Origin of the sequence: Gimesia algae, assembly GCF_007746795.1 — a bacterium.
In the GTDB taxonomy this organism is placed as follows: domain Bacteria; phylum Planctomycetota; class Planctomycetia; order Planctomycetales; family Planctomycetaceae; genus Gimesia; species Gimesia algae.
The window spans coordinates 7,082,553-7,105,603 of record NZ_CP036343.1; the positions used below are offsets into that span (position 1 = coordinate 7,082,553).

Genomic DNA, 23,051 nt, shown 5'->3' on the forward strand with positions numbered 1-23,051 from the left:
ATATAGTACGCGGTTTATGTCTCCTGGCGCTGAAACAGATCGCGTTCCAGCCAGACAGGAGTCTGCTGCAGATGTTCGTGCATGGCTTTGGCGGCTTTGTCGGGATTCCCCTTGATCAAAGCCTGCACGATGCGCAAGTGCTCTGCATTCTCTTCCATATGCTCAAAATCTTTGACATTCTGTCGTTTACTGTGGCGGACCTGTCTTAATGTCTGATGGAGTACCCGGTAGCGGTTAATTTCCAATGCCAGCCGCTCGCTGCCACAGGCACGGTAAATGAGTTCGTGCAGGTAGTCGTCCCACTGTTGTGTTCTTTCAGACCACTCGATGGTTCTTTTTGCAGATGCCAGCTCACGGAAGGTCTGCTCAAGCTGCGCCAGCTCGTGCGGCGTGATATGCCCGCAGGCACAGCGGGTGGCTTCGCTTTCCAGAATGCGGCGGACCTGGCAGATTTCATGCAGTTCCTTCACGCCGAAATTACGGAGCACGGCACCACGATTCGGAAAGATTTCCACGATGCCGATGCCTTCGAGTTCCACCAATGCTTCACGAACCGGGGTAGCGCTGACATCCCATTCCCGGGCGAGTGACTGAACCGTCATGCGCTGATTGGGCTGGTATTCCCCCTGAAAGAACTTGCTGAGCACCTGCTGCACCAGCGTCTGTCTGCGGGAACCATGAGTAATCTGTCGGGTGACAACGGTCGCCATGATTGTTTGCTCATTCTCTTAAAACAGGGGAAACATCAACTCGTTCAGGATTATATATAATTTAAGCGTATTCAATACAATAAAGCAAGCGTTGTCTACTTTTCTGCATTCCCTCTACTACGACGTCAGACGGTCCTCGGGAGGGTTGTATTTTGCAATTTGGGCTGCCCCCCATCGATCGGGCATTGGCAGGGCCCGCAGAATTATTTCGAATTTATGCAAAAGATCAGGGAAACCGATCGACTCAATCAGGGTTTATTGGATTACACAAGTGCTTCCATATTATCTTAACCAGTGAGGGTTGGTGATGCGTTATTTTGTATCACGTATTTTGATGGGACTGTTTCTACTGGGACTCGTGACATGTCTGATCCCCGAGCCCCAAAAGAGTTCCGCCCAAAATCAGAAGGGAAAAAAAGAAGTCCCGATTCTGTCGAATATCGCGCCTCTGCCTAAAGATTTGAAGATTGTGGAGGACATTGAGTATCGCCCTGGTGACCGCCGCGCCTGGAAACTGAATCTGGTGATGCCTCGTGAACGTGGTGAAAAACCGCGTCCGGCTATTATCTTTGTGCACGGTGGCGGGTGGTCGAGTGGCGACAAAGGTCGTGGAATCTTCAAGAGTGGCCCTGTGGAATACGCGAGCCTGGGTTATGTCTGTATCAGTGTTAATTATCGTCTTTCGGATGAAGATCCGTTCCCCGCCTGCCTGCAAGATGTGAAGTGTGCCGTACGCTGGTTGCGGGCGCATGCGGAAAAATATAATGTCGATCCTGACCGCATTGGCGGGTTTGGAAATTCCGCGGGAGCGCACCTCGTCAGCCTGTTGGGACTGGTAAATAAGAATCAAAATCTGGAAGGTGATGGTCCGTGGCAGGATCAATCCAGCCTGCTCAATGCCGTATGTGTCTCCGCGATCCCGTCCGATTTTGTCAACTGGCCCGGTGGAGCCAGGAATAAGCGAACACTCTTCCAACTGCTCAACTCAAGTGAAACAAGTCTGGAAGAACTGGCAATTCAAGCGTCTCCGATCACCTATGTGAATAAGCAGGCCCCCCCCTTCCTGGTCTTTCAGGGAGCCGGCGATCGGCTTGTGGATGTCTCCCAGGCAGACAGTTTTGTCGCCGCTTTGAAAACTGCGGGTGCTGTGGATATCACCTATCAGCGATATCCAAAAGCGAATCATGATGTCTTTACCAGCCATCGTCGCGAAACCTACCCGGAGATGGAAGCCTTCTTTGATCGCGTGCTGATGAATTCCCCTGCCAAGATAAAACCGACAGGCGGGGCTTATCGCAAAACAATTCCTGCGGCCAGCTAAAGCACATCACATTTAACCATAACGTCTCCCAATCTATGATACTCGGTCCAAATGGCTTTGGAGACGCTACAGTAAAACTGGCCCGTTATTGGACTGAAAACGTTCTCAGACGATCTCCCGTAATTGGATTCAGGCGGGTGACTTCCGTGACTTTCCACTCGCCTCCCATTTTCAGCCATCTCAGTTCCCAGCGCGTGGGCTGCTTGCCGGAAACTCCTGCATACATGGCGGTTCCATTGGCGCGGAAGTGCATGATCGCGATAGAATCTTCCGACTTCATTTCCGTTGAGACATCGGTAATTCTGAGATCATCGTTCAGCGTCACCAGTGACAGAGCGAGTTTCACCATATCCTGCAACTGGTTCGCCCGGGGGCTGATATAATCCAGTGTCTTCTCTTGCTCTTTGTGCTGAAAGGCATCGATCAGGCTATAGAGGTCGGCTTCCACACGCTCACGTGGTGTGACGATATTCTGTTCGAGCGCATAAAACCCAACCGTTACCAGAACCATGATCAGGCTGCCGATCAGAAATTTCCCCAGACGCCGCTGATACCATAATATAAACAGGATCGCGGCAATCGCGGAGCAAACGACCATTGGCGGGATCGCGGTTTCAGTAAACCACATGTGTCAGTCCTCTTACAGTTCCTACAACGCAGGATGGTTTTCCAGAACCGCCAGATTATCCCGATGAATCACTTCGGAGTACGGGACGGCTCCCAGTATGGTGGCAATCTGATCCGAACGTCGCATCACTATCTTTGCCAGATCGTTTGAATTGTAATTACTCAGCCCGCGGGCGAATTCTTCTCCCGAAGGGCTGACCAGCGTGACGACTTCACCACTCTCGAAAGTGCCATCAATCGAACGAATGCCAATCGCCAGCAGAGATTTTCCCCCTTCTCGAATGGCTTTGGTCGCTCCCTCGTCCAGATGAAACTTACCTTTAGGGCGAATCGTATATCCAATCCAGCGTTTCCAGGCAGAAACGGAAGCCCCCTGCGCCAGAAAGAGTGTGCCGACATCATCACCGTTGAGGATTTGATCCAGAATCCCTTCCTGCGTGCCATTGGCGATAATAACATTTTCTCCCACTGCAGTCGCGGAATGCACCGCCTGCAGTTTGGATTTCATCCCGCCGGTGCCGAGCGAACTGCTGTCATCGGTGGCGAGGGACAATAACTCAGGTGTCCAGTCCTGGACCTGCGAAATGCGGGCGCTGTCCGGAGATTTTGGATCGCCGTCATACAGGCCGTCGACAATAGACAGAATCACGAGCAGTGGCTTCTTGACCAGGCTGGTAACCATCGCGGCGAGATGGTCGTTATCGCCGAACTTGATCTCTTTGATACTGACGGTGTCGTTTTCATTGACGATAGGTACCGCACCGTATTCGAACAGAGTATGTATGGTGTTACGTACATTGAGGTAGCGGGTGCGATGCTTGAAATCATTGGCTGTCACCAGCAGTTGCGCCGCATGGTAGCCGTGCTTCTGCAGGCAGCGATCATAGCGACGGATCAGATGGGCCTGCCCGACGGCGGCGGACGCCTGCAGGTGCCCCAGATCTTTGGGTCGCTCTTTTAAGCCCAGCAGTCCCATGCCGGCACCGATGGCACCACTGGATACGACCACCACTTTGCGGCCAGTCTGCTTGACGCGGTGAATCTGTTCCGCCAGTGACTCTATGCGTGCGGGGTTAAGTGTATCGTCCGCGCAAGACAGAACGTTTGTTCCAATTTTAATCACCAGCGTTTCCGCTGTATCGATCACTTCACGTCTGGTTCGACTCACAGTCCGCACTTTTTCCGGGAATCACTAAAAATTTTCAAAGAGGCACTCCCCACCGGGTCCCTATTTCTTAATATTTATATAATATAGAAGTCAGTGGCTGCAGCATAGACACAGAACAAAGCGAGTTTGGCAGGAAAACAGGGGCGATTTTCACTGAAATCGTCTCATTTTTCGTTATTACGCCTGATTTTGTTTGTCTCTCCTCGACAGTCCTGAAACAATTTACCGCATAGTTCACCCGGTTCACACTGATTTTGAAACCCTTATTCACGAACTAAGGCATTTTATGTCGGAACTATACCACGAATGTGGCGTTGCAGCTGTCTACCATCTTCCTAACCGGGAAACCAGTCCGCTGGCCCCGCTGGGATCTCCTGAGAAAACTTCACAACTCATTTCCCGTCTACTGCTGGATATTCAGAATCGCGGTCAGCTGGCGGCTGGAATGACAACATTCAACCCGGCCCGGAACCAATTGATCGATACACATAAAGATGTCGGTACCGTTACCGAAGTCTTCCAGCTGAATCACCAGCAGACATTTAACGCGCTGATGAAGAAGTATGAAGGTCCCGCTGCGATCGGACATGTGCGCTATGCCACCTGTGGTAAAGATGACCGCAGCTATGCCCAGCCTTTCGAACGACATCATATTCAGAAATCCAAATGGTTCAGTTTTGGCTTTAACGGCCAACTGGCCAATTATCAGGATCTGTGTAAAGAAGTGCTGACCGAGTCTGATTTTCACCTGGCGCGGGAAACGGACACCGAAATCCTGATGCATCTGCTTTCGCAGGAACTCTCCAAAGAGAATCCGGGTGAGTTGCATGAAATTCTGGGCACACTCAGCAAACGGCTGGACGGCGCCTATAATATTGTTTTTCTGGACGCGCTGGGCAACATGTTTGTCTCGCGGGATCCCGTTGGTATTCGTCCGCTGTGTTATGCATTTGATGGTTCACTGTTTGCGGCTGCTTCGGAAAGTGTCGCGCTGGCAAACATGGGATTTGATGAAGATCAGATCGAAAGCCTGGCTCCCGGCTCCGCAGTCATCATCAAGGATGGCGAACTCTCGATCCACGAATATGCCAAGCCCACACAGAAAGCACACTGCTTTTTCGAATGGATTTACTTTGCGAACGTCTGCAGTACGTTGGATGACCAGAGCGTTTATATCACTCGTAAACGTCTGGGCGAAGAACTGGCTGAACAGGAAACGGTGCCCATTGATGACGACACGATTGTCGTTCCGGTGCCCGACACGGCCAAAGCAGCCGCCGACAGTATGGCCTATCACTTGAGTGTGCCCTGCCTGGAAGGCCTGATTCGTAACCGCTATATTGGTCGTACCTTTATCGAAGGCGCGAATCGCGGCGACAAAGTCCGGGCGAAATACACGCCGCTGCCTGAAGTTCTGGAAGGCAAACGCGTACTGCTGGTGGAAGACACCATAGTGCGTTCGACAACGATGAAAGCGTTAATCAGCCAGTTGAAAGAACGGGGACGTGCGAAAGAAATTCACGTGCGTGTTGCCTGTCCGCCGATCATCGGCCCCTGTTTTTACGGGATCGACATGTCGACCATCAACGAGCTGTTTGCCCCCCGATTCCTGGAGGGTGGCGAAATGAATCCCGAAGTGGAAAAAGCGATGGCCGCTGCCATTGGCGCCGACAGTCTGAAGTATCTGCCGAAAGAGTCGATCGCCCGTGCCGTTGGTCTGCCCGGAACATCACTCTGCCAGGCCTGTATCGACTCCACCTACCCCACCGAAGCGGGTCGTAAACTGTATCAGATCGCCGTCGATAATTCTCAGAACGAGGACAGCGGTTCCGATTCTCAAAGGACTTACGATGTCACTCCCCCTACGCCGGTTCGCTCCTGACGGTCTGATCAGAATTCAATAAAGGAATCCACGGTCCTATGTCTGCCTCGCATGAGATAGAAATCCGCGTCCGCTACAACGAAACCGACGCGATGGGTTTTCTGCATCATGGTAATTACTTCACCTATTTTGAAATGGGTCGCACGGAACTCTTCCGATCTCAAGGTGGCAACTATCGCGAGATGGAAGAGAAAGGCTACCTGCTGGTGGTCGCGAAGATCGAATGCAAATACCGGCTGCCGGCCCGCTATGACGATGTGTTGACGCTGCGAACCACGCTCTCCCGCGTTACCGGCGCCAAGCTGGAACACAAATATGAACTGTTTCGTGACGGCGCGAGTGTTGCTGTCGCTCACAGCGTTATTGCCTGTGTGGACCGCGAAGGAAATATCCAACGCATGCCCGCGGCGATGGAGCAACTGGGTACCGAGAGTGAGTAGGTCTCTTCCATAGCTCAACACAGGTGCAACACCAGCACAAAGCTCCCGCTGCATCGAAAGCAGGCTGCGGTTCTATGTGTCCGCACTACGATCAGGTTATCGAATGTGATGCGGGGGCACTCAGTCTGTCAGTTCTTCACGGTCTGCTGTTGTTTTGCAAATTGGGGCGGCTTGACTGCTGACTCTTTGTCGTTGGGCGGAATCGTCTTGACGACTTTCCAGGCCAGACCCAGTTTTTCGAGGACGAGAATCGCACCGTAGGTCATATCGAGTTCCCACCATTTGTGACCGTTCTTTGCCATCCGCTGGTACTTGTGATGGTTGTTGTGCCAGCCTTCGCCGTAGGTCATCAAAGCAACCCACCACAGGTTTTTGCTGTCGTCGGTCGTTTCATAATTGCGATAGCCCCAGATGTGGGTAGCCGAATTGACGAACCAGGTTGCGTGCAGCACGTAGAACAGACGCACGAACATACCGTAAACGACCATGCTGATCGCAGTTTCTCTGCCACCCAGCCAGTAACCGATGCCATATAAAATAGCGCCCAGGCCGATGTGCCAGAACAGAAATGTTTTCTGCAGGAACCGCATGAACGGGTCTTTGAGCAGATCAGGGGCGAACCGCTGATGGGTGCTCTGAATTTCTTCAGAGCTGTGATAGGGAACCAGCCAGAGAATGTGGCTCCACCAGCGACCGTCGCGCGGCGAATGCGGATCGCCGGGCTGATCGCTGTGCAGATGATGTTTCCGGTGATTGGCGACCCATTGAATGGGAGGTCCCTGCCCGGCCAGTAAACCGATCAGGCCGATCGCACGGCTCATGAAGGAATACGTCTGAAAGCTGCCATGGGTGAGCAGGCGATGATAGCCCATGCAGATCCCGATGCAGCCGGTCAACCAGCCGAGGAAGATGCAGGTCAGCAGACCGGTCCAGGTAAAGTAAAAGGGAGCGGCCAGCAGTCCCAGGTGAATGGCGACGACCCAGCCGATATTTGCCCAGTCGGTGGTCGCATATTTACCTGGCAGTGATGTCTCAGGTTCGGGCGTCTCAGCAGCTGCGTTTTCAGGAAGAAGTGGGTCCGTTTCCGGAATTGGCGCGAGTGTCTGCTGTGAATTCATATTTAATAGCCCGATGCGATCAATGTCTGAAAGTAAATAAAAAGTCGGCAGATTTTACGGGGATCGACGAATTGTGTCTATAGCGGTGGGGGCGATTGGGGAAAGAAGGGAGATTTCTTAAGACGGGTGTACAGAAGCAGATACGATTTTCAGAGCAACAGAAGCGACTATCGGTCCTCATTGATTCATGAGCGAATGACATCTTCAACGTTCACGTCAAAAGTAAACTCTCTTTCTGGCGGAAGTTCGGAATTCAACTGCATGCGTCAATTTTCTTTGCTCACGGATCAATATGGGCTGCCCTGTAAGACGGCTGTGTCTGTAGCTCGCGCAGCTTCCTGATTTCGGGTATCAACTGCTGCTTGTAGATCCCCTCTATGGTAATCGCGCGTTTGATGACTTCATGCTTGGAATTTTGTGCCAGCAGAATGACTCCCAACGGAATCGTATCGTTCAAATATCCCTTCAAGACTTCGAGCTGTTCTTCAGGCAGTTCTGCAAGATCAATCTGGTAACAGGCGATGGGCTGACTGTAAACCAGGCGGAGCATATCAGGATCGCGCGAGTACTCGTACTCGTATCCGTATTCGTGCATTGCCGAACTGATACACCAGCTGGCTCTGGCGCTGATCAGAACCAGCCTGCCTTCTTCCAGGTACTGATGAATGTCTGCCAGCGAATACGGGGTCCATATGATCCGATTTGATTTGGCGGGAAACGGAACCAGAAAAGAAAGTAGGACCAAAGCCAGTGTCACCAGTGTACCTGCGGCGAGGTGAGTCAGATGAATATTTTTTCTTTGACGGTACATTCCTGTCGCTCCTTTCGTTAAGAACATTTAATCTGAACCTGCTTGCAGAAAAGAGTTTGCGTCGTCATGATAACCGGCACAGTAAGTTAACGGGGATCTCCGGTTCATTGAAATCCACTGAAATTTTATGAACCTGGTAGGAATGCGAACCATCCTTTCGTTATAATGACTCTTCAGCCAGTCTTGAGCCCTTTCGACGGGCAAACAGGGTCCGATACTTACTCGCCTTCTATCAATCTGACCGTGGGAACGACTATGAAATTTCAACTTGTACTTCAATTTAATGGAGCCGTAATCTCTGATTACGATTCACTCGTTGATCTGGAATCAGTACTCATCGATCAAATCCAGGTGGACGGAAAGACCATCGTTGACGGTCATGATTTCGGCAGTTCGGAAATGAACCTGTTTATGACCGTTGATGATCCGGCAAAAGTATTGAGTCAGATCCGGACGCAGATTGAACATCCGCTGATGAACCGTTTCAAAGCCGGTTATCGCCCTGTATCTGAAGATGGATTTCATGCAATCTGGCCTGAATCGCTGCATGAGTTCTCGATCAAATGAGACGGGAGTCGCTGCTCAGATTACCCGTGGTCACAGTGAACCGTCAACGCGGTCTGCTCGCTTGAGCAAAACCTTAATTCCCGCAGATCTCAAATTCGAGATTCGGATATTTCTCGCGTGCTTCCAGGGAGAGTGGTACTGGTTTTTGAATCGCGATATCACACCATTTCAATCGGGAGAGCTGGGGCAGCTTAGTGAGCAGCGCCAGTCGTGCGTCCGTCAGAGTCGTCGGATCCCGGATTTCGATCTGCTCGACATGAGACAACCAGGGAAGCAGATGGGCTGACTCGTCACCAAAGTTCAATGCATAGACATCCAGGCTTTTGAGAGCCGGCATTTTTGCGAGTTGTAATAATGTTTCCTGGTTCAGATTCAGGTTTTTACAGTAAAAACTTTCGAGTTGCTTGAGTTGGGTGATTGGCTGCAGCGCATAGGCATCAGGCAGTGTGATCGGAACTTGACAGTGCTCCAGGTTCGTAAAGCTGCCCAGCAGACTGAGCGCCTGGCGGGCCTCTTCCCCGGTCAGATGAGTTCCCGTATCCCAGCCAAATGTCAGATCTCTCATCCCAGGCAGATCGCTGGCCAGTTTCTCCAGCAGATAAAGCATCTCATCCGTGGATCCCGAAGGGATCTTGAGGGAAGTGAGCTGGGGAGCGAGTACGAACGCATCCGCCAGTTTCTTTCTGGGGAAGATACTGCGGATCACCCACTTATTCAGCTTCTGATGATCCCCGGTTTTCAAAAACTTGACGAGCACATCCTGCTTGACTGTTCCGCAGTCGACTTCTAAAGACACCAGTTGTGAGCAGCCTGCAAGTTTCATCCAGAACGGTGTGACATCTTTAGATGGCAGAGCAATACATAACTTCAAATCTTCCAGGTAGGGTAGATCCAGAACTTTTTCTGCGACGGAGTAATTGATTTTTTTCTTGCCGAAATGCAGATGCAATCGTCGTAAACCGTCTATTTGAGCAATCTGCTCCAGGGCTGTTTCATCCAGATGTGAATGCAGGATTTCCAGATTCTGAAGTCTGGAAAGTTTGCGAAGTGCCTGATAACCCCGTTCGTTAATGCGACAGTAAGAGAACTTGACTCCCGTCAGTTTTTTAATTCCTTCAACTGCTTCGATACATTCTCCCAGTTCCGGGTTGGACTGGTCGCGCGTGCCATAAAACCAGACACGGACAGGGAAGGGCAATTGATTGATCAGGGGGACTGCTTTTTGAAGTGCTTCCGCATGCTGATAGGTTTTTTTTCCGTCGACGATCTTCTCTGGATTTCCCACCCAGATGGAGAACGGTTCGCCATTCCGGGGGAACCAGAGTGTCAGTTTTTGATCGCGGATCTGCTGAAATAAATGATTTAAAGCAGGGTCGTGCCATGGTGCCTGTGAATCGTTGTTGGCATTCACCGGTCGCAGGCCACTCAATTGAGGAACCCGACTGGCAATCACCTGATTAATTTCATCCAGCCGACGACCAGTCTTTTGTAAATCGGTATGTGTATGATGTTGAATGGAAGGGGTGGCATCAGTCAGCGCCTGTTTATCAGCGACCACAGAATGTGTTCGATCTGTGTTGATCAGAACCCCCCCAATGCCCGCCACTGCCACCAGCACTGCCACAACCGGAATCACCAATTGTCGAAACATCCGTATTCTCCTACTGTCAACATCTGGTTCCTGAAACCGATGCATGCCCCTCGTAAGCCGTGCTTCTCGTGATGGAGTTGCCCAATCCACCTCCTGAGCTAAACACTTCACTAACTTATTGTACAGAACAAAACAGGTGTTGTCCGCTTTCAGATTTACAATTTTTTAGTTCCGATCAGTCCACTGACAGGTCACTTTCCCTATGTCATAGCGTGTTAAGAGGTTATCGCATTTCGTTATCAGTCACCACAACTGAGTAATTTCCCTCCTGTTTCGTGATTTTTTTCAAAAAACCGGTAACAGTCGGGCGGAATGTTCGCTTGGTAGTTCAGGCAGGGTTTTCTCACTCACTATTGGAAAGGGCTGACAATATGACAACTGACACGGCTTTCACATTCGGCTGGGAAACGACGGCTCACTTTGAGTGCCGTCTGCAAGAGATGATTAATCAAGGAAGCCTGACTTTGATGCTTTCGATAGGTTACCGAACCGGTTTATTCGAAGTGCTGGGAACACTGGACGCGGCGAGCTGTGAAGAAATTGCAGAGCGTGCCGGCCTGAAACCACAGTATGTCAAGGACTGGCTGGAAGTAATGACGACAGGCGGGATTCTGGAGCATGATTCGCTCTTCCAGACTTACCGTCTGCCTGCTGAGCAAGCTGCGTTGTTGCTGCAACGTGGAAGAACGCATTCTTACGCAACCAGTGTGCAATGGGTGTCCCTGTCTGGCAAGCTTGAGGATGAGATTGTGACCTGCTTCCGCGAAGGAGGTCCGCTGCCTTCGGACCTGTTTACTCAACTGCAGTCACAGCTTGCGGAAGATAATTCCGTTTCGATCATGAACGGTCTGTTTCAACATGTATTGCCCCTTGTTCCCAGTCTGATCATGCAGTTGTGTGAAGGCCGTGATGTATTGGACCTGGGTTGTGGATGTGGTAATACGCTGATCGAACTGGCCCGCATGTTTCCTGCCAGTCGTTTTTCAGGCTATGACAGTTCTTCGACTCTGATTGAGAAAGCCCGACGAACTGCAGAGGAAGAGCAGATTGAGAATGTAACTTTTATTCAGCGCGAACTGTCAGAAATTCACGCGATTGATGCCTTTGATCTGGTTACGGCTTTTGATGTACTGCAGGATCAGGCTCAGCCGTTTCGTATTCTGGACCAGGTCTTGACCGCCTTGCGACCGGAAGGACTTTTTCTGATGCAGGATCTGGCGCGCTCTCGAAGCAGAGAGATCAACCTGCAGAATCCGCTGTCTACTCTGATGTTCTCCCTGTCCTGTCTGCGGAGCATGGTAAACGCAGAGCAGGATCAGACTGCCGATGGTTCCCGCTGGTGTCAGGAAATCGCGTTGCAGACATTACAGGAGGCAGGCTTCACTTCGATCGACGTTCATACGCTGCCCCATGATCTGGTCAATGACTATTATGTCGCCAGAAAACCACCGAGGCCTGTCGCCTGAAATTGTCCCGTTTACTTCCGGAACAGTCGTTCTTCCAGCAGTTCATAATAGCGGGCATCGGCTCCCGCCTGACTGGTACAGGCATGCAGGATTGCGGGATCAATGAAGACCATGGCTGGCTGTTCCTGACAGTGCGTGGTAGAGGCTCTCAGCAGGTAGTTGATATCAGCACGGTTCAGGCGATGCGTTTTACACAAATCGTAAAATAGTCCCTGGGGGGTATCCGTATTTGCTTTGCGCTGCAGCTGCAGGTTTTCCCAGAGATACAAGACGAGCCAGACCACGCCAATCACGATGGTCCCCGAAATCAGCAGCCAGTTTTCCTGCAGCAGACTCCGATTGCGAAACGCCCGGGAAACTTCGTCGGTATGTCCTGCCAGCAGGAACCAGAAATCGATGTTCATGTTTCGCTTGTCCCTTCCACCTGATTCAGATCGGGTTGTTCCTGCGTCAGCGGTCTCTGCAGTGCTTTAACGACGATTTCCCGGATGCGCGAATTTTCATCATTCACCAGTGTTGCCAATGACTGTCGCGCGGCGGAATTCGAGATGGTGGCTAGAATTTCCGCACTGGTTCTGCGAACCAGATCATCGGAATCTTCCAGCAGCGCCGCCAGTGCGGGTACTACCTGATCATGTAATTTCAAAGCATGGGCACAACGGGCCGCCTTGATACGCCGTTTCCGCAGTGGGTGTGACATGGCGCGGCTCAAATCGACGATGCACCGCGGATTCAGTTTCTGCAGCAGCTTTCCCACCGAGGGACAGACCTGAGAATTGAATTCTTCAAAATGTTCGAGGACATACTCGACGTCAAAACTGGCCAGTTCCTGCCGCGCTGCTTCACGGACTTCTTCTACCGGACTGTCAATTTTATTAATCAGCAGATTCATGGCATCCGGGACATGCTGCGACCGGAGCTGGCAGGTAGCCCAGGCCTGCTGAATGGGATCTTCCGAATCCAGACTTTCCAGGACCATTTCCGTGACTTCGGCGGTATCCAGGTTCCGCAGCATATCGATGGCGGCTTCTTTTGCGGCAGGCGTCCCATGCTGTAGCATCCATTTTTGGGCCTGTTTTTTGCTGGCGATATCGAGGTTGAGCAGGCTGATCAATCGAATCAAAGCGACCTGCAGAACCTGGGGTATGCGACTGAAATCCTGGCGATCGGCACGGAGCCAGATCACCTGATCAATCTGCCTGAAATTCGAGTGCTGCAAGTCGGTCGTTTTTTCCGGCAGCCAGCGCAACAGATGGGCGATGAATTCGGGGTCGTCGCGCGTTGAGATCGCTTCCAGCGCTTTCGCATTCGGATAATTCACTTCCGTAAAGTCACAAATGAGCTGCATGACGCCGATGTGTTTACTTTGTTTCAGTACCTGTTCCACCAGTCGCCGGATATCTTCGTGCGAGTTCCAGAGTACCTTTCTGATGGCAGGATCTTCGACATTGCCCAGAATCAGCAGGCTTTCCATGATTTCTTCAGGACGATCGAATTCCTGCAGATGTTCGGTTGCTGCGACGAGTGCGTTGAGATTGTCACGCCTGATCTCTTTTGCATTTTTCAGGAACGCACGGGAGTAGACGGAATCGACCGAGGGATTCAGAAAGTATTCGTAGAGCCTGCCTACCAGGTAACGGAGGGTTTGTGATGTCAGATCCGGCTGATGATTAACCAGCCGTTTATTTTCAAACAAAGAGATGATTGAGGAGATCTGTTTAAAATCACTGGTAAGACGGACAAATTCCAGACCGCAGTACTGCAGTTCGCGATTGCCGTGCAGCAGGCATTGCCGAATGGCAGCATCGAGTGCATTCGAATGAGTCTCCAGCAGTTTACGGATACCGGCAGTATGGGTGGGGTACCGCCGAATCACTTCGACCAGTCCGCGTGAACTCTGCTGCTGCAGTAAAGCGAAGACGGCCTGCTCGCGAATTTCCGGATTTTCGACGTCGAGAGCCAGAATCAATGCGTTTACTGCATGAGAATTTCGGCTCTGCGCAAGAACGTCAAAAGTTTTAGAGATTGATGAAGCCATGCCGACATGAGATCGTATAAAGAGTGCCTGGATCTACAAAAGCAGAAACAATCATATTCCTCGGGTGATGACTGCCACATCATTCTCCCGACATGACTGAAAATCCTCTGCTATTGCCCGCTATCTCTATATCGTATGCAGGTACAGTAGAACTCAAGTTTCCCTGCTCTAACGCGACTATCCGGAATAATCGCTACAATCCAGTGAGAATACATTAAACCGTGCCTGTCGGGTTGTAGCGATGCTGTTCAGCCAGCCTGGATGAGGTCCGTCAGAAACGCGTACGACTCACGGACGACATCTGGAGCCATGTGACTGTGACGGCTCAATTCGACGTGCAGGCCGCCGGGATATTCTATCTGTCGCAGCCCTTGAATGACATCCGGAAAATCGATGTCGCCTGCGCCGAACCTCAGATGATCGTGTTCTCCCTGGACCATGTCTTCAATATGGATATTGAAGATCCGATCTTTCCAGGGCGCCAGAGACTGGCTGATCGGCAGCTCTCCCATACACTGCAGATGTCCGATATCAACGGTCAGGCCGAAACTGGGATGACTGACGCGTTCATTCAACTCTGCGAAGTCCTGCAGCGTTTCAATCAGCATGCCCGGTTCCGGCTCAAACGCCAGCCGGACTTCTTTCTCAGCGGCATACGCGATGAGTTCGCGGCAGCCTGCTGCCAGTCGGTCCAAAGCGGCTTCACGAGGCAGGTCTTCTTTCAGCTGACCCGCCCAGAAAGAAACCGCATCGGATTTGAGAAAAGCAGCCAGGTCAACGCAGCGCTTCAGAAAATCGACACGTCGGACGCGGGCCTTTGGATCGGCGGTCAATAAGGTTGGCTCATGTTTCTCTCGCGGATCCAGCAGGAACCGGGCACCAGTTTCGATGACCGAAGATAGCTGAAACTTCTGGAGCAGCGACTGCATTTCCTGCAGCCGGCAATCCAGATCGGCAGCGTAAGGATTCAGACAGTAATGATCGATGGTCAGCGCCACCGACTGATAACCGGTCTCTGCCAGTAGACGGATGGCGTCATCCCAGCGATGAAAGGCCAGACCATTCGTGTTGTATCCCGGTTTCACAATTCGATTTCTTTATGCTGTAACAAGAACGCATCACGTTTCACCATAGCGTCTCCCAGCCTATTATGCGCAACCTAAATGGCCTTGGAGAAGCTACAGTAAAACGAGACACAGTCAAAGAGAAGAAAAAAGCCCTCGATCTTCAAGATGAGGGCTCAAAGTTCCATCTGTGCCACCAGGCTCAGTCAGCCAGTGGTTTGACACGGATATTTTTGTAATACACGACGCTTTTGGGATCATGGGCCTGCAGTGCAAAGCTCCCTTTTTCACCCAGTGAAGGAGAGCCGGTCGCACCTTCCGGCTCGGTGTAATCGACGACCGTTTGATCATTGATTTTAACAATGACATGACGACCGTTGACGATAATATGCTGAGTCCACCATTCGTTATCTTTGGCGGGTGTTTTAAACAGTTTGACCCGGTTATAGAGACTGCCGGTTTTGACAGGATCTTTGTGACTCACGTTGACCTGTGATTCATATCCCTGTGTCGGCCAGCCTTCTTCCTGGAATTTAGTGTGGAAGAAAATACCCGAGTTGCTGCCCGGAGTCGTTTTCACATCTGCTTTGAACTCAAAGTTTTTGTACTCTTTGTTGGTGAAGAGATGCGAGCGTTTCCCCGTGACTTCGATCACGCCATCTTTCACTTCAAAGGGTCCCCCTTCGGCGACAGTCCAGCCAGTGAGATCTTTACCGTTAAACAACTCGACCCAGCCCTCTTCAGTTTCAGCGGTCTTCTCACCTGAGTAGGCACTGCTGTTTCCAATCAGGGACGAGACGAGCAGCGCCGCCATCAGTCCGGTACATACATTAAAACAGTTGCTAGCGCGGTATTGGTTCATCGTGTAGATCACTCCTCGGTGTCATCAGTAATAATACGGTTTTTGTGTCGCCTTTGATTGAGCGTTGGCTGAGTTCACAGCAGCAATTCGGAATACCATATATGCTACGCGGCGACTGAACCGGTTAAAAGCAAACAGGGCACTTCCCGGCATATTTTCCGGAAAGTGCCCTGTCTTGTATTAAGGACATTAAGTAATTCGCCGTGGTTTACAGCTTGGGAATTTTGATATCTTTTCCGACTTTGTCGTATCGCGGATCACGAAATCCTTCTTTGAAATACATTCCAAACCCCTGTCCTAGCTCATACTGAGCCCGTTGTGCCCAGGGGGTTCCCGCGTGCTCTTTCATTACAAGTTTGTACTGTGCTTCCGCCTTCTTCAACTGCTTATCCAGCTCTTCGGTGCTGACCTTTGTCAGCTTGACCTGCTCTGGATCGGGAGGCAGCATTTTTTTACGTCGATAGACATTCCAGACATTACTTTTTTTCTCTTTAAGTTCCGGCATATTTTTCGCGTGCTGATCCATGGCCAGACAGTACTGAAACAGACGTACGCGATAGGCCAGACATTGTGCCAGCGCCAGGTCGTAGGCGGCACGCCAGCGGGATGATTTTTCCTGCGCCCGTAGCGGCTCAACGGATTCCAGAATACCGACGGCGAGCTGCAGCAGCCCCATGGCGCGGATCGCCTTGGGAACTTCTTTACTGCCGACTTCATAAAACTCTTTCTGCTTGATTGGATAATAGAGCTCTCTGATGTTTAATTGTTTATCCAGATGTGGATTGAGTGTGGCAATCACCTTCCAGATGGAAGTACGAAACTTACTGGCGCTGCGTTCTGCATCGTAATCACGACGAGCCAGCAGGAGCGGTTGATACTCTTTCATATCCTGGAAACGGAATTGCCGATCAGCGGTACTGCCGGCGCCTCCCAGTTCCCCTTCTTTTCCGGGCAGGACGAAGAAGATCCCCCCGGTTTCACGGGCGATACGCACCTGTTCGTAAGGTCCGAAGCCCGCAGAGAATGCGTCCCAGCGACCATGCAGACCATCGTACTGCAATGCTTCAGGAAACGCGGTTTCCGGACCACGATTGATCCGAATCCAGTGTCTTAGATTATAGACCGGATCTCTCCAGATCTGGCGGGCATAAGGATAGCCGAAGACCGATTCCCGCCCGAGGATGTAAATGGGCGTTTTGAGGCGTTTGGCACGGGTAATGACGTCTTCCACCTTGCTGCCATCATCGCCTGATTCATCGGTGACCAGGACGAGACAGAGCCGACGATCGGTTTTCCGGGCCATAAGGGCGTACTTATCGAGTGTGGCGGAAACGGTCTCACACATGTTTTCCAGACCGGTTTCATCGGTCGGAATTTTGTTAATTGCGTCCTGAACTTCTTTCAGGTCGGTCGTGGGTTTGGGCGTGTGGACATGGACTGTGGCGCCATAACTCAGAATGGATGTCAGCAGTGTCTGATCCCGATCACGGGTTTTTGATTCCTGTTTGGCAGCGATCCCCAGTTCGCCGTAAATTTTATTGAAGTTATCTCGGATTTCTTTCTGGTCGTCTTTCATACTGCCCGACTCATCGAACAGCCAGACAACCATAATTTTTTCTTCCCGCATGATGCGGATCAGTTCTTTGGAAATCCGGCTCATGGCTGACCCGTAGCCTGCTACGACAGCCCCCACTTCACCGGTGACTTCACCCACTCCCAGGTCCTGGCCGAGGATGTCATCGCCGGGCGCTGTGATCTCGCCCGCGTTGATTTTGATTTCAGGTTCTTTCAGGCTTTCTGATGTCTCGATCTTCTGTGAAGAAACGGCAGGCGCTGTGGAAGCCCCGACGTTAGTGGAAACCATCCCGCCAGACGTCACACTCAGGTTCTCGGAAACTTCCAGATTGGTTTCCAGCACCTGTTCGAACTCAGCGTGATCACGTTCCTCGTCGAAGATCGTTTCGATCGCCACTTCCGGCTGACTGTCTGTCAGTTGATGGTGTATCAACCCCATCCCCAGCAGAATCACCGCGTGTACAATTAAAGAGGTGAAGAAAGCGGAATAATCTCGCGCCTGAGCCATCTGTAATAACCCCCCGGTCATTTTTATAGCAAACTGCTATTGAAAACGAGTGCCTGTTTTGTCTCAACAAATATTGAAAAGTTGCTGATCCGGTTTCGAAAAATGATATGAATATAAAATACCGGTCTGCGCTGAATATTCCTGTCAGACCAGTCGCTAAACTGATTGTATTATTAGAGATCGTGGTATTCAACAAGGTCAGATTTTGAGTGGCTGGTTCCCATTGACGCCCCGTTTCTTCAACGCCTCTTTTCTCTTACGTTGTTCTTCTTCGAAACGTGGGTTTGGTTTGCGAACGCGATTTCCCTGGGGATCCAGGTTCAGCTTCATTTCCTGCCATGACCAGCCCAAAGGTTTGTCCAGCTCTTTGGCCGCCAGATAGGCCCAGGGAGTGCCAGGATGTTCGTCGATCAGGCCGTTCAAAATCTCCTGAGCCTGTTTGCCCAGTTTTCGCACGGTGGGACTGGACCGCACATCTTCTGCGGGCACCAGTCGCCAGGCGTTATTCTCTTTTTTCTCAAATGTTTTCGGGCTGCTCTTCATATCTGCCAATATGGTATTGTATCCAAAAGCCCGCACGCGTGCTGCCAGTACACGTCCCAGAGCCAGGTCGTAATTGGCCCGCCAGCGGGGTTCGCTGATCTTGGGACGATCTTTCAGCCCCTGTTCCAGAAGCACCTGCAGCTCATTGAGCCCGTAGTCGAGTTCGGAAACAGGTTTTTGTGCAACCGTGATCGCCTGTCGTAACGCATTATCGGTATTGGCCGGGAATTCCAGTGTGAGGGTCGGAATCCTCCGTTTTGAGTTGCGGGTGGCAGTCGCCGCCATGACCAGAGCCCGCTTTGCCATATTTTTATTGATACTATTCTCGTAATCACGAATGGAAATATAGTCGGGGTGATAGGCCCGCATGTCGGCTGGTTCAAATTTGGGTCCACTGGTTTCTTCAGTGATGAAATAGATCCCATTGGTTTCTGCACACAGACGTGTCAACGCATAAGGACCATAGCCAGAAGAGATCTCCTTGATGTCATAGCTGCTCTGTCCCCAGAAAGGCAATTTAATACGTTCTGCCGCGACCGTTTCCGGTCCGGTTTCAGAAACAGCGGGAACAAAGACTCCTGGTTCGATTTCGAAATTGACAGTCACTTCACGCTGGCCGAAGGGGGCTGCATTTCCGACGACATAACATTTAATCCCTTCACGTTTAGTCGCTGAAATAGCATCTTCCAGATTGGTTTTGTCATCGGTGCCCGCTTCGTCCGTCACCACAATCACCATCATGTTACGACGGCCCTGCTTTTTATAAGAGCGATAGCGTTTGGCGATCTGAGTGACGGCTGAAAACACATTTTCGTTACCGGTTGTATCTTCTTTAATCGATCGGATCTGCGAGACAACTTCTTTGACGTCGCTGACCGGATCTTTCGTGATGAACTGGGTCGTGTCACCGAAGGCGGCGACCGCGGTTCTCAGTGAGCTATCGTCTTCCGCTGCATCCAGCAGCCCCAGTTGCTTGTAGACGTTTTCAAACCGGTCGGCGATCTCATTACGTCGCTTGCTGACGGAAGGAGAAACATCAAACAGCCAGACGACCAGCAGTTTCTTTTCCTTGGCAGCGGCTGCGATTTCGAGTGTCAGGCGGTCGATCGCGCCGGCGACTCCGCCATCGGGTCGGTCGGTTTCCCCAGAGACTTCAACCGCAGCCATCAGTTCTTCTTTGGCGGGTTGAGTCATCAGGTCATCAATGATGGGCTCGGGGGCTTCTATTTCCGTTTCGAGCTGTTCCTGCATCGCCTGCTGCTGTTCGACTGATGTCTGTGGCGCCGCAGCCATGGACTGGGTCATCAGTGCGGTATCACCCGCGGAGCCGACAACGTCCTGGATCGTGGGATCAAGTTTAAACGAATTATCATCAAGCTCTTCAATCGAAGAGATGATCGCGTTTTCAGAATCAAGCAGCGTGATGCGCGTGAAGCTTGCCAGCATGAACAGGATGAGCAAGTGAACCCCCAGACTGATCAGCCAGGCGGGAACTTCCTTCAGGTTCAACCAGTTGTGAGGTTCAACGTCTACAATTTCTTCGACATGAACTTCCCGGGTGGAATTGACAACACTCACGGCCTGCTCCTTTAGGATTAGACAAATACTTTAGCCTGTTCTCCATTTCACACAGAAACAGCGAACAGAATTCGTAGTGAACATGACGGGCTGATAAAACCCGCGCATTACATCAGACGACATTGATGATTATAAGAATTGTCGTCCGGAAATGGTTCCTCAAATCTACGATTTTACCCCTGAAATCAGACAAATACAATCATTGGCCGCTCAAGCTGACGTAATAAGTGTACCCTTGGACACATTTTTCTGACATACAGGGGAAAAAGACGCTACTTAATAACCGCAGAAAACGGCTCAACATTCGTCATTTTTTTACATTCTCTAATATTTCACAACGATTTACGAAGAACGATTACCAATACCAGGTGAAATCAATAAACTGACGTCGCAGAGACCCTGGTATGTTTTCTTCCTGCAGGTACCCAATTCATGTCATTTGAGTGGCTCACAGACTGGCTCCCCTTCACGTTTTACTACCTGATGGTGCTGCTGCTGTTTCTGGCGAACCTGACTTCGTGGGTATCAATCCTGTTTCTGGTCCCCGGTAACTGGATCATGGTATTCCTGTCGGCCCTGTTTTATCTGTTTATGCCGGGCCGGGACGAGCATGGCATTTCGCTGACCGTACTGGTGATTGCCATCGCGCTGGCCGGACTGGGCGAAGTCGTGGAAGCGCTGGGCAGTTCGGCGGGTGCTGCGAAAAAAGGGGCCAGCCGCCGTGCCATGATACTGGCTCTGCTGGGGACGTTCATCGCCAGTGTCATCGGGGCGACCGTCGCGACTCCGCTGCTGCCTCCTTTGGGAACCATCGGCGGTGCAATCTTTGGCGGCGCACTGGGTGCTTTTGCCGGTGCGTATCTGGGTGAAGTCTGGAAAGGCAATCAGGAAGTCAACCGCATGCACATCAGCACCGCGGCGTTTGTAGGTCGCCTGCTGGGTGTCGTCGGCAAACTGGCGATCGGCGTTGTCATCCTGGTGATGCTCACAATCGACTCTCTCTTCTAGAGCGCATCACATTTCACCATAGCGTCTGACAATTTATTATACTCGGTCCAAATGGCCCTGGAGACGCGACAATAAAACTGGACACAGTCTGAGCAGGTCGCAATTCTGTCTTGTGTGCGTAAAAAAAGTGCTCTCCTTCCAAAAAAAGAGAGCACCCTTTTAAGCCAGTTCATTGTTCAGGAACTGTCAAACATCTCGAGGTCAAACTACTCGAGATCAAATTTAATTTCGTTGTCGCCTTCTTTCACGACGGCAGTCAAACCGGATGACTTCTGCATATTGTACTTCGTCGGAATAAATGAGGGCTCCATGGACGCTTCCGGATCTTCCGCAGAAATGCCTTCCATATCACGTTCGGAAATGATGGTTACTTTATGCGTGCCGGGAAACGCGCCATCGCCTTCTTCATAGGTGGTCAACTGAAAGCTGCCATCGGGTTGAATCTTACCGTGTGCAATCTGCTCTCCCGAGTCGGGGAAGAACACAACTTCGCCGGTTTCCAGAGGCTTACCTTCATAGGTGACGATACCTTTGACAGGTGCCGTCGGTTTCTTATCGATCTGCTCACCACAGCCTGTCATGATTGACAGCAGGAGCAAAACCGAACACAGGGATATCATATTTAACTTCATTTTGGAGCTTTACCAGAGAATAAATTGTGAATGAAAAGACCAGGCACGGCACAGTGAAATCGCCTAAAGTGGTCCCCGTTGATACGGAATTCAAACAGTGAGGAACTGCCTGTTTCAGACAGTCCCCCTGATTGAATTGGTTGAGTTCGATTTAATATTCGCCGAGGACTTCTCCGGTCGAGCGAGTGGCCAGACCTTTGAGCGTGTCCAGGTTCATGCTGGCAGACAGAAACTGCACGCGTCCGTCACAGAACAGCAGATGCGCGCCGCCGACATGGGCACTTCTCCAGGAAACACCATACTGACTGTGTGTGCTGGATCCAATCGGGTACTGAGTGGCCTTGGTATCAATCATCAGGAAGCCATCGCCGCCGGTATTACCACCGTACACATAAGTGGCCCAGGTCCAGGTCACCATGTCATCAAAGCCGGTGTTGTTGCCCCAGCCATTCAAACCCGAAGAGAGTTCACCCAGCAGGAACGTGTTGGATGTCCCATCGGTAATATCTCGCATACGAGTTTTCGATTTGGGATAGAGCACCCCCGAAGTGGTGTAGTTGTGAGTTGACGTGGAAAAACCGGACTGCAGCCCGACATCTACCGAACCGCCATTTCCCCGATAATGCAGCCCGCCATGTTGGGCGGGAACAGTGGAGTGCGTGGGAGCCGTTGAACCCAGTTCGGAAGACGGGCAGAGAATCACCTGAATGGGTGTGGTAAACTCCTGACGCGATCCAATGGAAGCGGAACGCCAGGGAGTGATCTCGTTAATCTCGCCTGTGATGGAAGAGATGCTGTTATAAAGCGGAGCCTGATCAATGTAAGGCAGAATCCGGGCGACCCAGCCAGTCTGATATCCACCCTTTTGAAAGTAACCGGTGGGCATCATCAGGAAATTATCATGATAATTATGGAATGCCAGTCCCAGTTGTTTCAGATTGTTACGGCACTGAGACCGTCGGGCGGCTTCCCTGGCCTGCTGTACTGCAGGCAACAGGAGGGCGATCAGGATTGCAATAATCGCGATTACCACCAGCAGTTCGATCAGTGTAAAGCCACGTCGCTTCTGTGTGTTTAGATTCATGTCACTCTCTCAACTAAATAAAACAAATAAAGAAGATCGAAATCTCGATTTCGGTCACCCGACAGGGGCATTGACCAAAACACGGAAATACTCAAATAGAAAACAGACGGTCTCTCTGAATGACCGACTTACATAGATATATTAAGTTATTACTACTCATATTATTAAATATTTTTTACAATACAATATTAATATATTGATAAATAAATTATATCTACTGGACTTACGTCAAAATATCACATCGCAATAGCTTTATATGTAACAAGATACAGACACGATCCGTTCTTGATGTATTACCAGCACAATCGGACAAAAGGGCCTTAAGAGCCAGCACCCCACACCACGCATTCAACCCACATTGACATGGCAAATCAAAAGAAAACGGGGATTGAAAACCA

Annotated in this window: 20 protein-coding genes; 6 read left to right on the forward strand and 14 right to left on the reverse strand. The window is 50.9% G+C overall.

Annotated elements, in window-relative coordinates:
* Positions 1-14 precede the first annotated feature (14 nt).
* On the reverse strand, positions 15-710 hold the full coding sequence (locus Pan161_RS26675) for a GntR family transcriptional regulator (protein ID WP_145231790.1): 696 nt from the start codon (positions 708-710) through the stop codon (positions 15-17).
* 307 nt (positions 711-1,017) lie between these two features.
* On the opposite strand from Pan161_RS26675, the gene Pan161_RS26680 reads away from it, so the two are divergent.
* Positions 1,018-2,031 carry an alpha/beta hydrolase gene (locus tag Pan161_RS26680; protein ID WP_145231791.1) on the forward strand — a complete coding sequence of 338 codons (1,014 nt, stop codon included), beginning with the start codon at positions 1,018-1,020 and terminating at the stop codon, positions 2,029-2,031.
* Between the two features lie 85 nt (positions 2,032-2,116).
* Here Pan161_RS26680 and Pan161_RS26685 read toward each other — a convergent pair whose 3' ends face one another.
* On the reverse strand, positions 2,117-2,659 hold the full coding sequence (locus tag Pan161_RS26685) for a hypothetical protein (RefSeq protein WP_145231792.1): 543 nt from the start codon (positions 2,657-2,659) through the stop codon (positions 2,117-2,119).
* A 21-nt stretch (positions 2,660-2,680) separates the two neighbouring features.
* On the reverse strand, positions 2,681-3,826 hold the full coding sequence (gene proB / locus Pan161_RS26690) for a glutamate 5-kinase (protein ID WP_145231793.1): 1,146 nt from the start codon (positions 3,824-3,826) through the stop codon (positions 2,681-2,683).
* 286 nt (positions 3,827-4,112) lie between these two features.
* Between proB and Pan161_RS26695 the strand changes: the two genes are divergently transcribed.
* A complete protein-coding gene (locus Pan161_RS26695) occupies positions 4,113-5,708 on the forward strand; it encodes an amidophosphoribosyltransferase (protein ID WP_145231794.1) in 1,596 nt (531 codons plus the stop codon).
* A 38-nt stretch (positions 5,709-5,746) separates the two neighbouring features.
* Positions 5,747-6,148, forward strand: coding sequence for an acyl-CoA thioesterase (locus Pan161_RS26700; RefSeq protein ID WP_145231795.1), 402 nt, complete (start codon positions 5,747-5,749; stop codon positions 6,146-6,148).
* A gap of 128 nt (positions 6,149-6,276) precedes the next feature.
* Here Pan161_RS26700 and Pan161_RS26705 read toward each other — a convergent pair whose 3' ends face one another.
* Both Pan161_RS26705 and Pan161_RS26710 read right to left on the reverse strand, forming a co-directional pair.
* Positions 6,277-7,266 (reverse strand): acyl-CoA desaturase, encoded by a 990-nt coding sequence (locus Pan161_RS26705; RefSeq protein WP_145231796.1) that lies wholly within the window; start codon positions 7,264-7,266, stop codon positions 6,277-6,279.
* Positions 7,267-7,546: 280 nt separating this feature from the next.
* A complete protein-coding gene (locus Pan161_RS26710; protein ID WP_145231797.1) occupies positions 7,547-8,077 on the reverse strand; it encodes a hypothetical protein in 531 nt (176 codons plus the stop codon).
* 255 nt (positions 8,078-8,332) lie between these two features.
* On the opposite strand from Pan161_RS26710, the gene Pan161_RS26715 reads away from it, so the two are divergent.
* A complete protein-coding gene (locus Pan161_RS26715) occupies positions 8,333-8,644 on the forward strand; it encodes an ABC transporter (RefSeq protein ID WP_145231798.1) in 312 nt (103 codons plus the stop codon).
* Between the two features lie 73 nt (positions 8,645-8,717).
* Here Pan161_RS26715 and Pan161_RS26720 read toward each other — a convergent pair whose 3' ends face one another.
* Positions 8,718-10,295, reverse strand: coding sequence for a hypothetical protein (locus Pan161_RS26720; RefSeq protein WP_145231799.1), 1,578 nt, complete (start codon positions 10,293-10,295; stop codon positions 8,718-8,720).
* 371 nt (positions 10,296-10,666) lie between these two features.
* On the opposite strand from Pan161_RS26720, the gene Pan161_RS26725 reads away from it, so the two are divergent.
* Complete coding sequence (locus tag Pan161_RS26725; protein ID WP_145231800.1) at positions 10,667-11,761, forward strand: class I SAM-dependent methyltransferase; 1,095 nt, start codon at positions 10,667-10,669, stop codon at positions 11,759-11,761.
* 11 nt (positions 11,762-11,772) lie between these two features.
* On the opposite strand, the gene Pan161_RS26730 is transcribed toward Pan161_RS26725, so the two are convergent.
* The 6 genes from Pan161_RS26730 to Pan161_RS26755 all read right to left on the reverse strand — a co-directional run bounded on the left by Pan161_RS26730 (position 11,773) and on the right by Pan161_RS26755 (position 19,929).
* Entirely contained in the window at positions 11,773-12,165 is a 393-nt protein-coding gene (locus Pan161_RS26730; protein WP_145231801.1) for a hypothetical protein, read from the reverse strand.
* Positions 12,162-13,799 (reverse strand): HEAT repeat domain-containing protein, encoded by a 1,638-nt coding sequence (locus tag Pan161_RS26735; RefSeq protein WP_145231802.1) that lies wholly within the window; start codon positions 13,797-13,799, stop codon positions 12,162-12,164. Before Pan161_RS26735 ends, Pan161_RS26730 begins: the two co-directional genes overlap by 4 nt.
* 248 nt (positions 13,800-14,047) lie before the next feature.
* Complete coding sequence (locus Pan161_RS26740) at positions 14,048-14,884, reverse strand: sugar phosphate isomerase/epimerase family protein (RefSeq protein ID WP_145231803.1); 837 nt, start codon at positions 14,882-14,884, stop codon at positions 14,048-14,050.
* Positions 14,885-15,065: 181 nt separating this feature from the next.
* Entirely contained in the window at positions 15,066-15,725 is a 660-nt protein-coding gene (locus Pan161_RS26745; RefSeq protein ID WP_145231804.1) for a 3-keto-disaccharide hydrolase, read from the reverse strand.
* A 208-nt stretch (positions 15,726-15,933) separates the two neighbouring features.
* Positions 15,934-17,808, reverse strand: coding sequence for a vWA domain-containing protein (locus tag Pan161_RS26750; RefSeq protein ID WP_232103508.1), 1,875 nt, complete (start codon positions 17,806-17,808; stop codon positions 15,934-15,936).
* A 198-nt stretch (positions 17,809-18,006) separates the two neighbouring features.
* Positions 18,007-19,929, reverse strand: a complete 1,923-nt coding sequence (locus Pan161_RS26755; RefSeq protein ID WP_145231806.1) for a vWA domain-containing protein — start codon at positions 19,927-19,929, stop codon at positions 18,007-18,009.
* A 432-nt stretch (positions 19,930-20,361) separates the two neighbouring features.
* Between Pan161_RS26755 and Pan161_RS26760 the strand changes: the two genes are divergently transcribed.
* On the forward strand, positions 20,362-20,937 hold the full coding sequence (locus tag Pan161_RS26760) for a DUF456 domain-containing protein (protein ID WP_145231807.1): 576 nt from the start codon (positions 20,362-20,364) through the stop codon (positions 20,935-20,937).
* 206 nt (positions 20,938-21,143) lie between these two features.
* On the opposite strand, the gene Pan161_RS26765 is transcribed toward Pan161_RS26760, so the two are convergent.
* A complete protein-coding gene (locus tag Pan161_RS26765; RefSeq protein WP_145231808.1) occupies positions 21,144-21,557 on the reverse strand; it encodes a hypothetical protein in 414 nt (137 codons plus the stop codon).
* A 163-nt stretch (positions 21,558-21,720) separates the two neighbouring features.
* Positions 21,721-22,653 carry a DUF1559 domain-containing protein gene (locus Pan161_RS26770; protein WP_145231809.1) on the reverse strand — a complete coding sequence of 311 codons (933 nt, stop codon included), beginning with the start codon at positions 22,651-22,653 and terminating at the stop codon, positions 21,721-21,723.
* Positions 22,654-23,051: the final 398 nt, after the last annotated feature.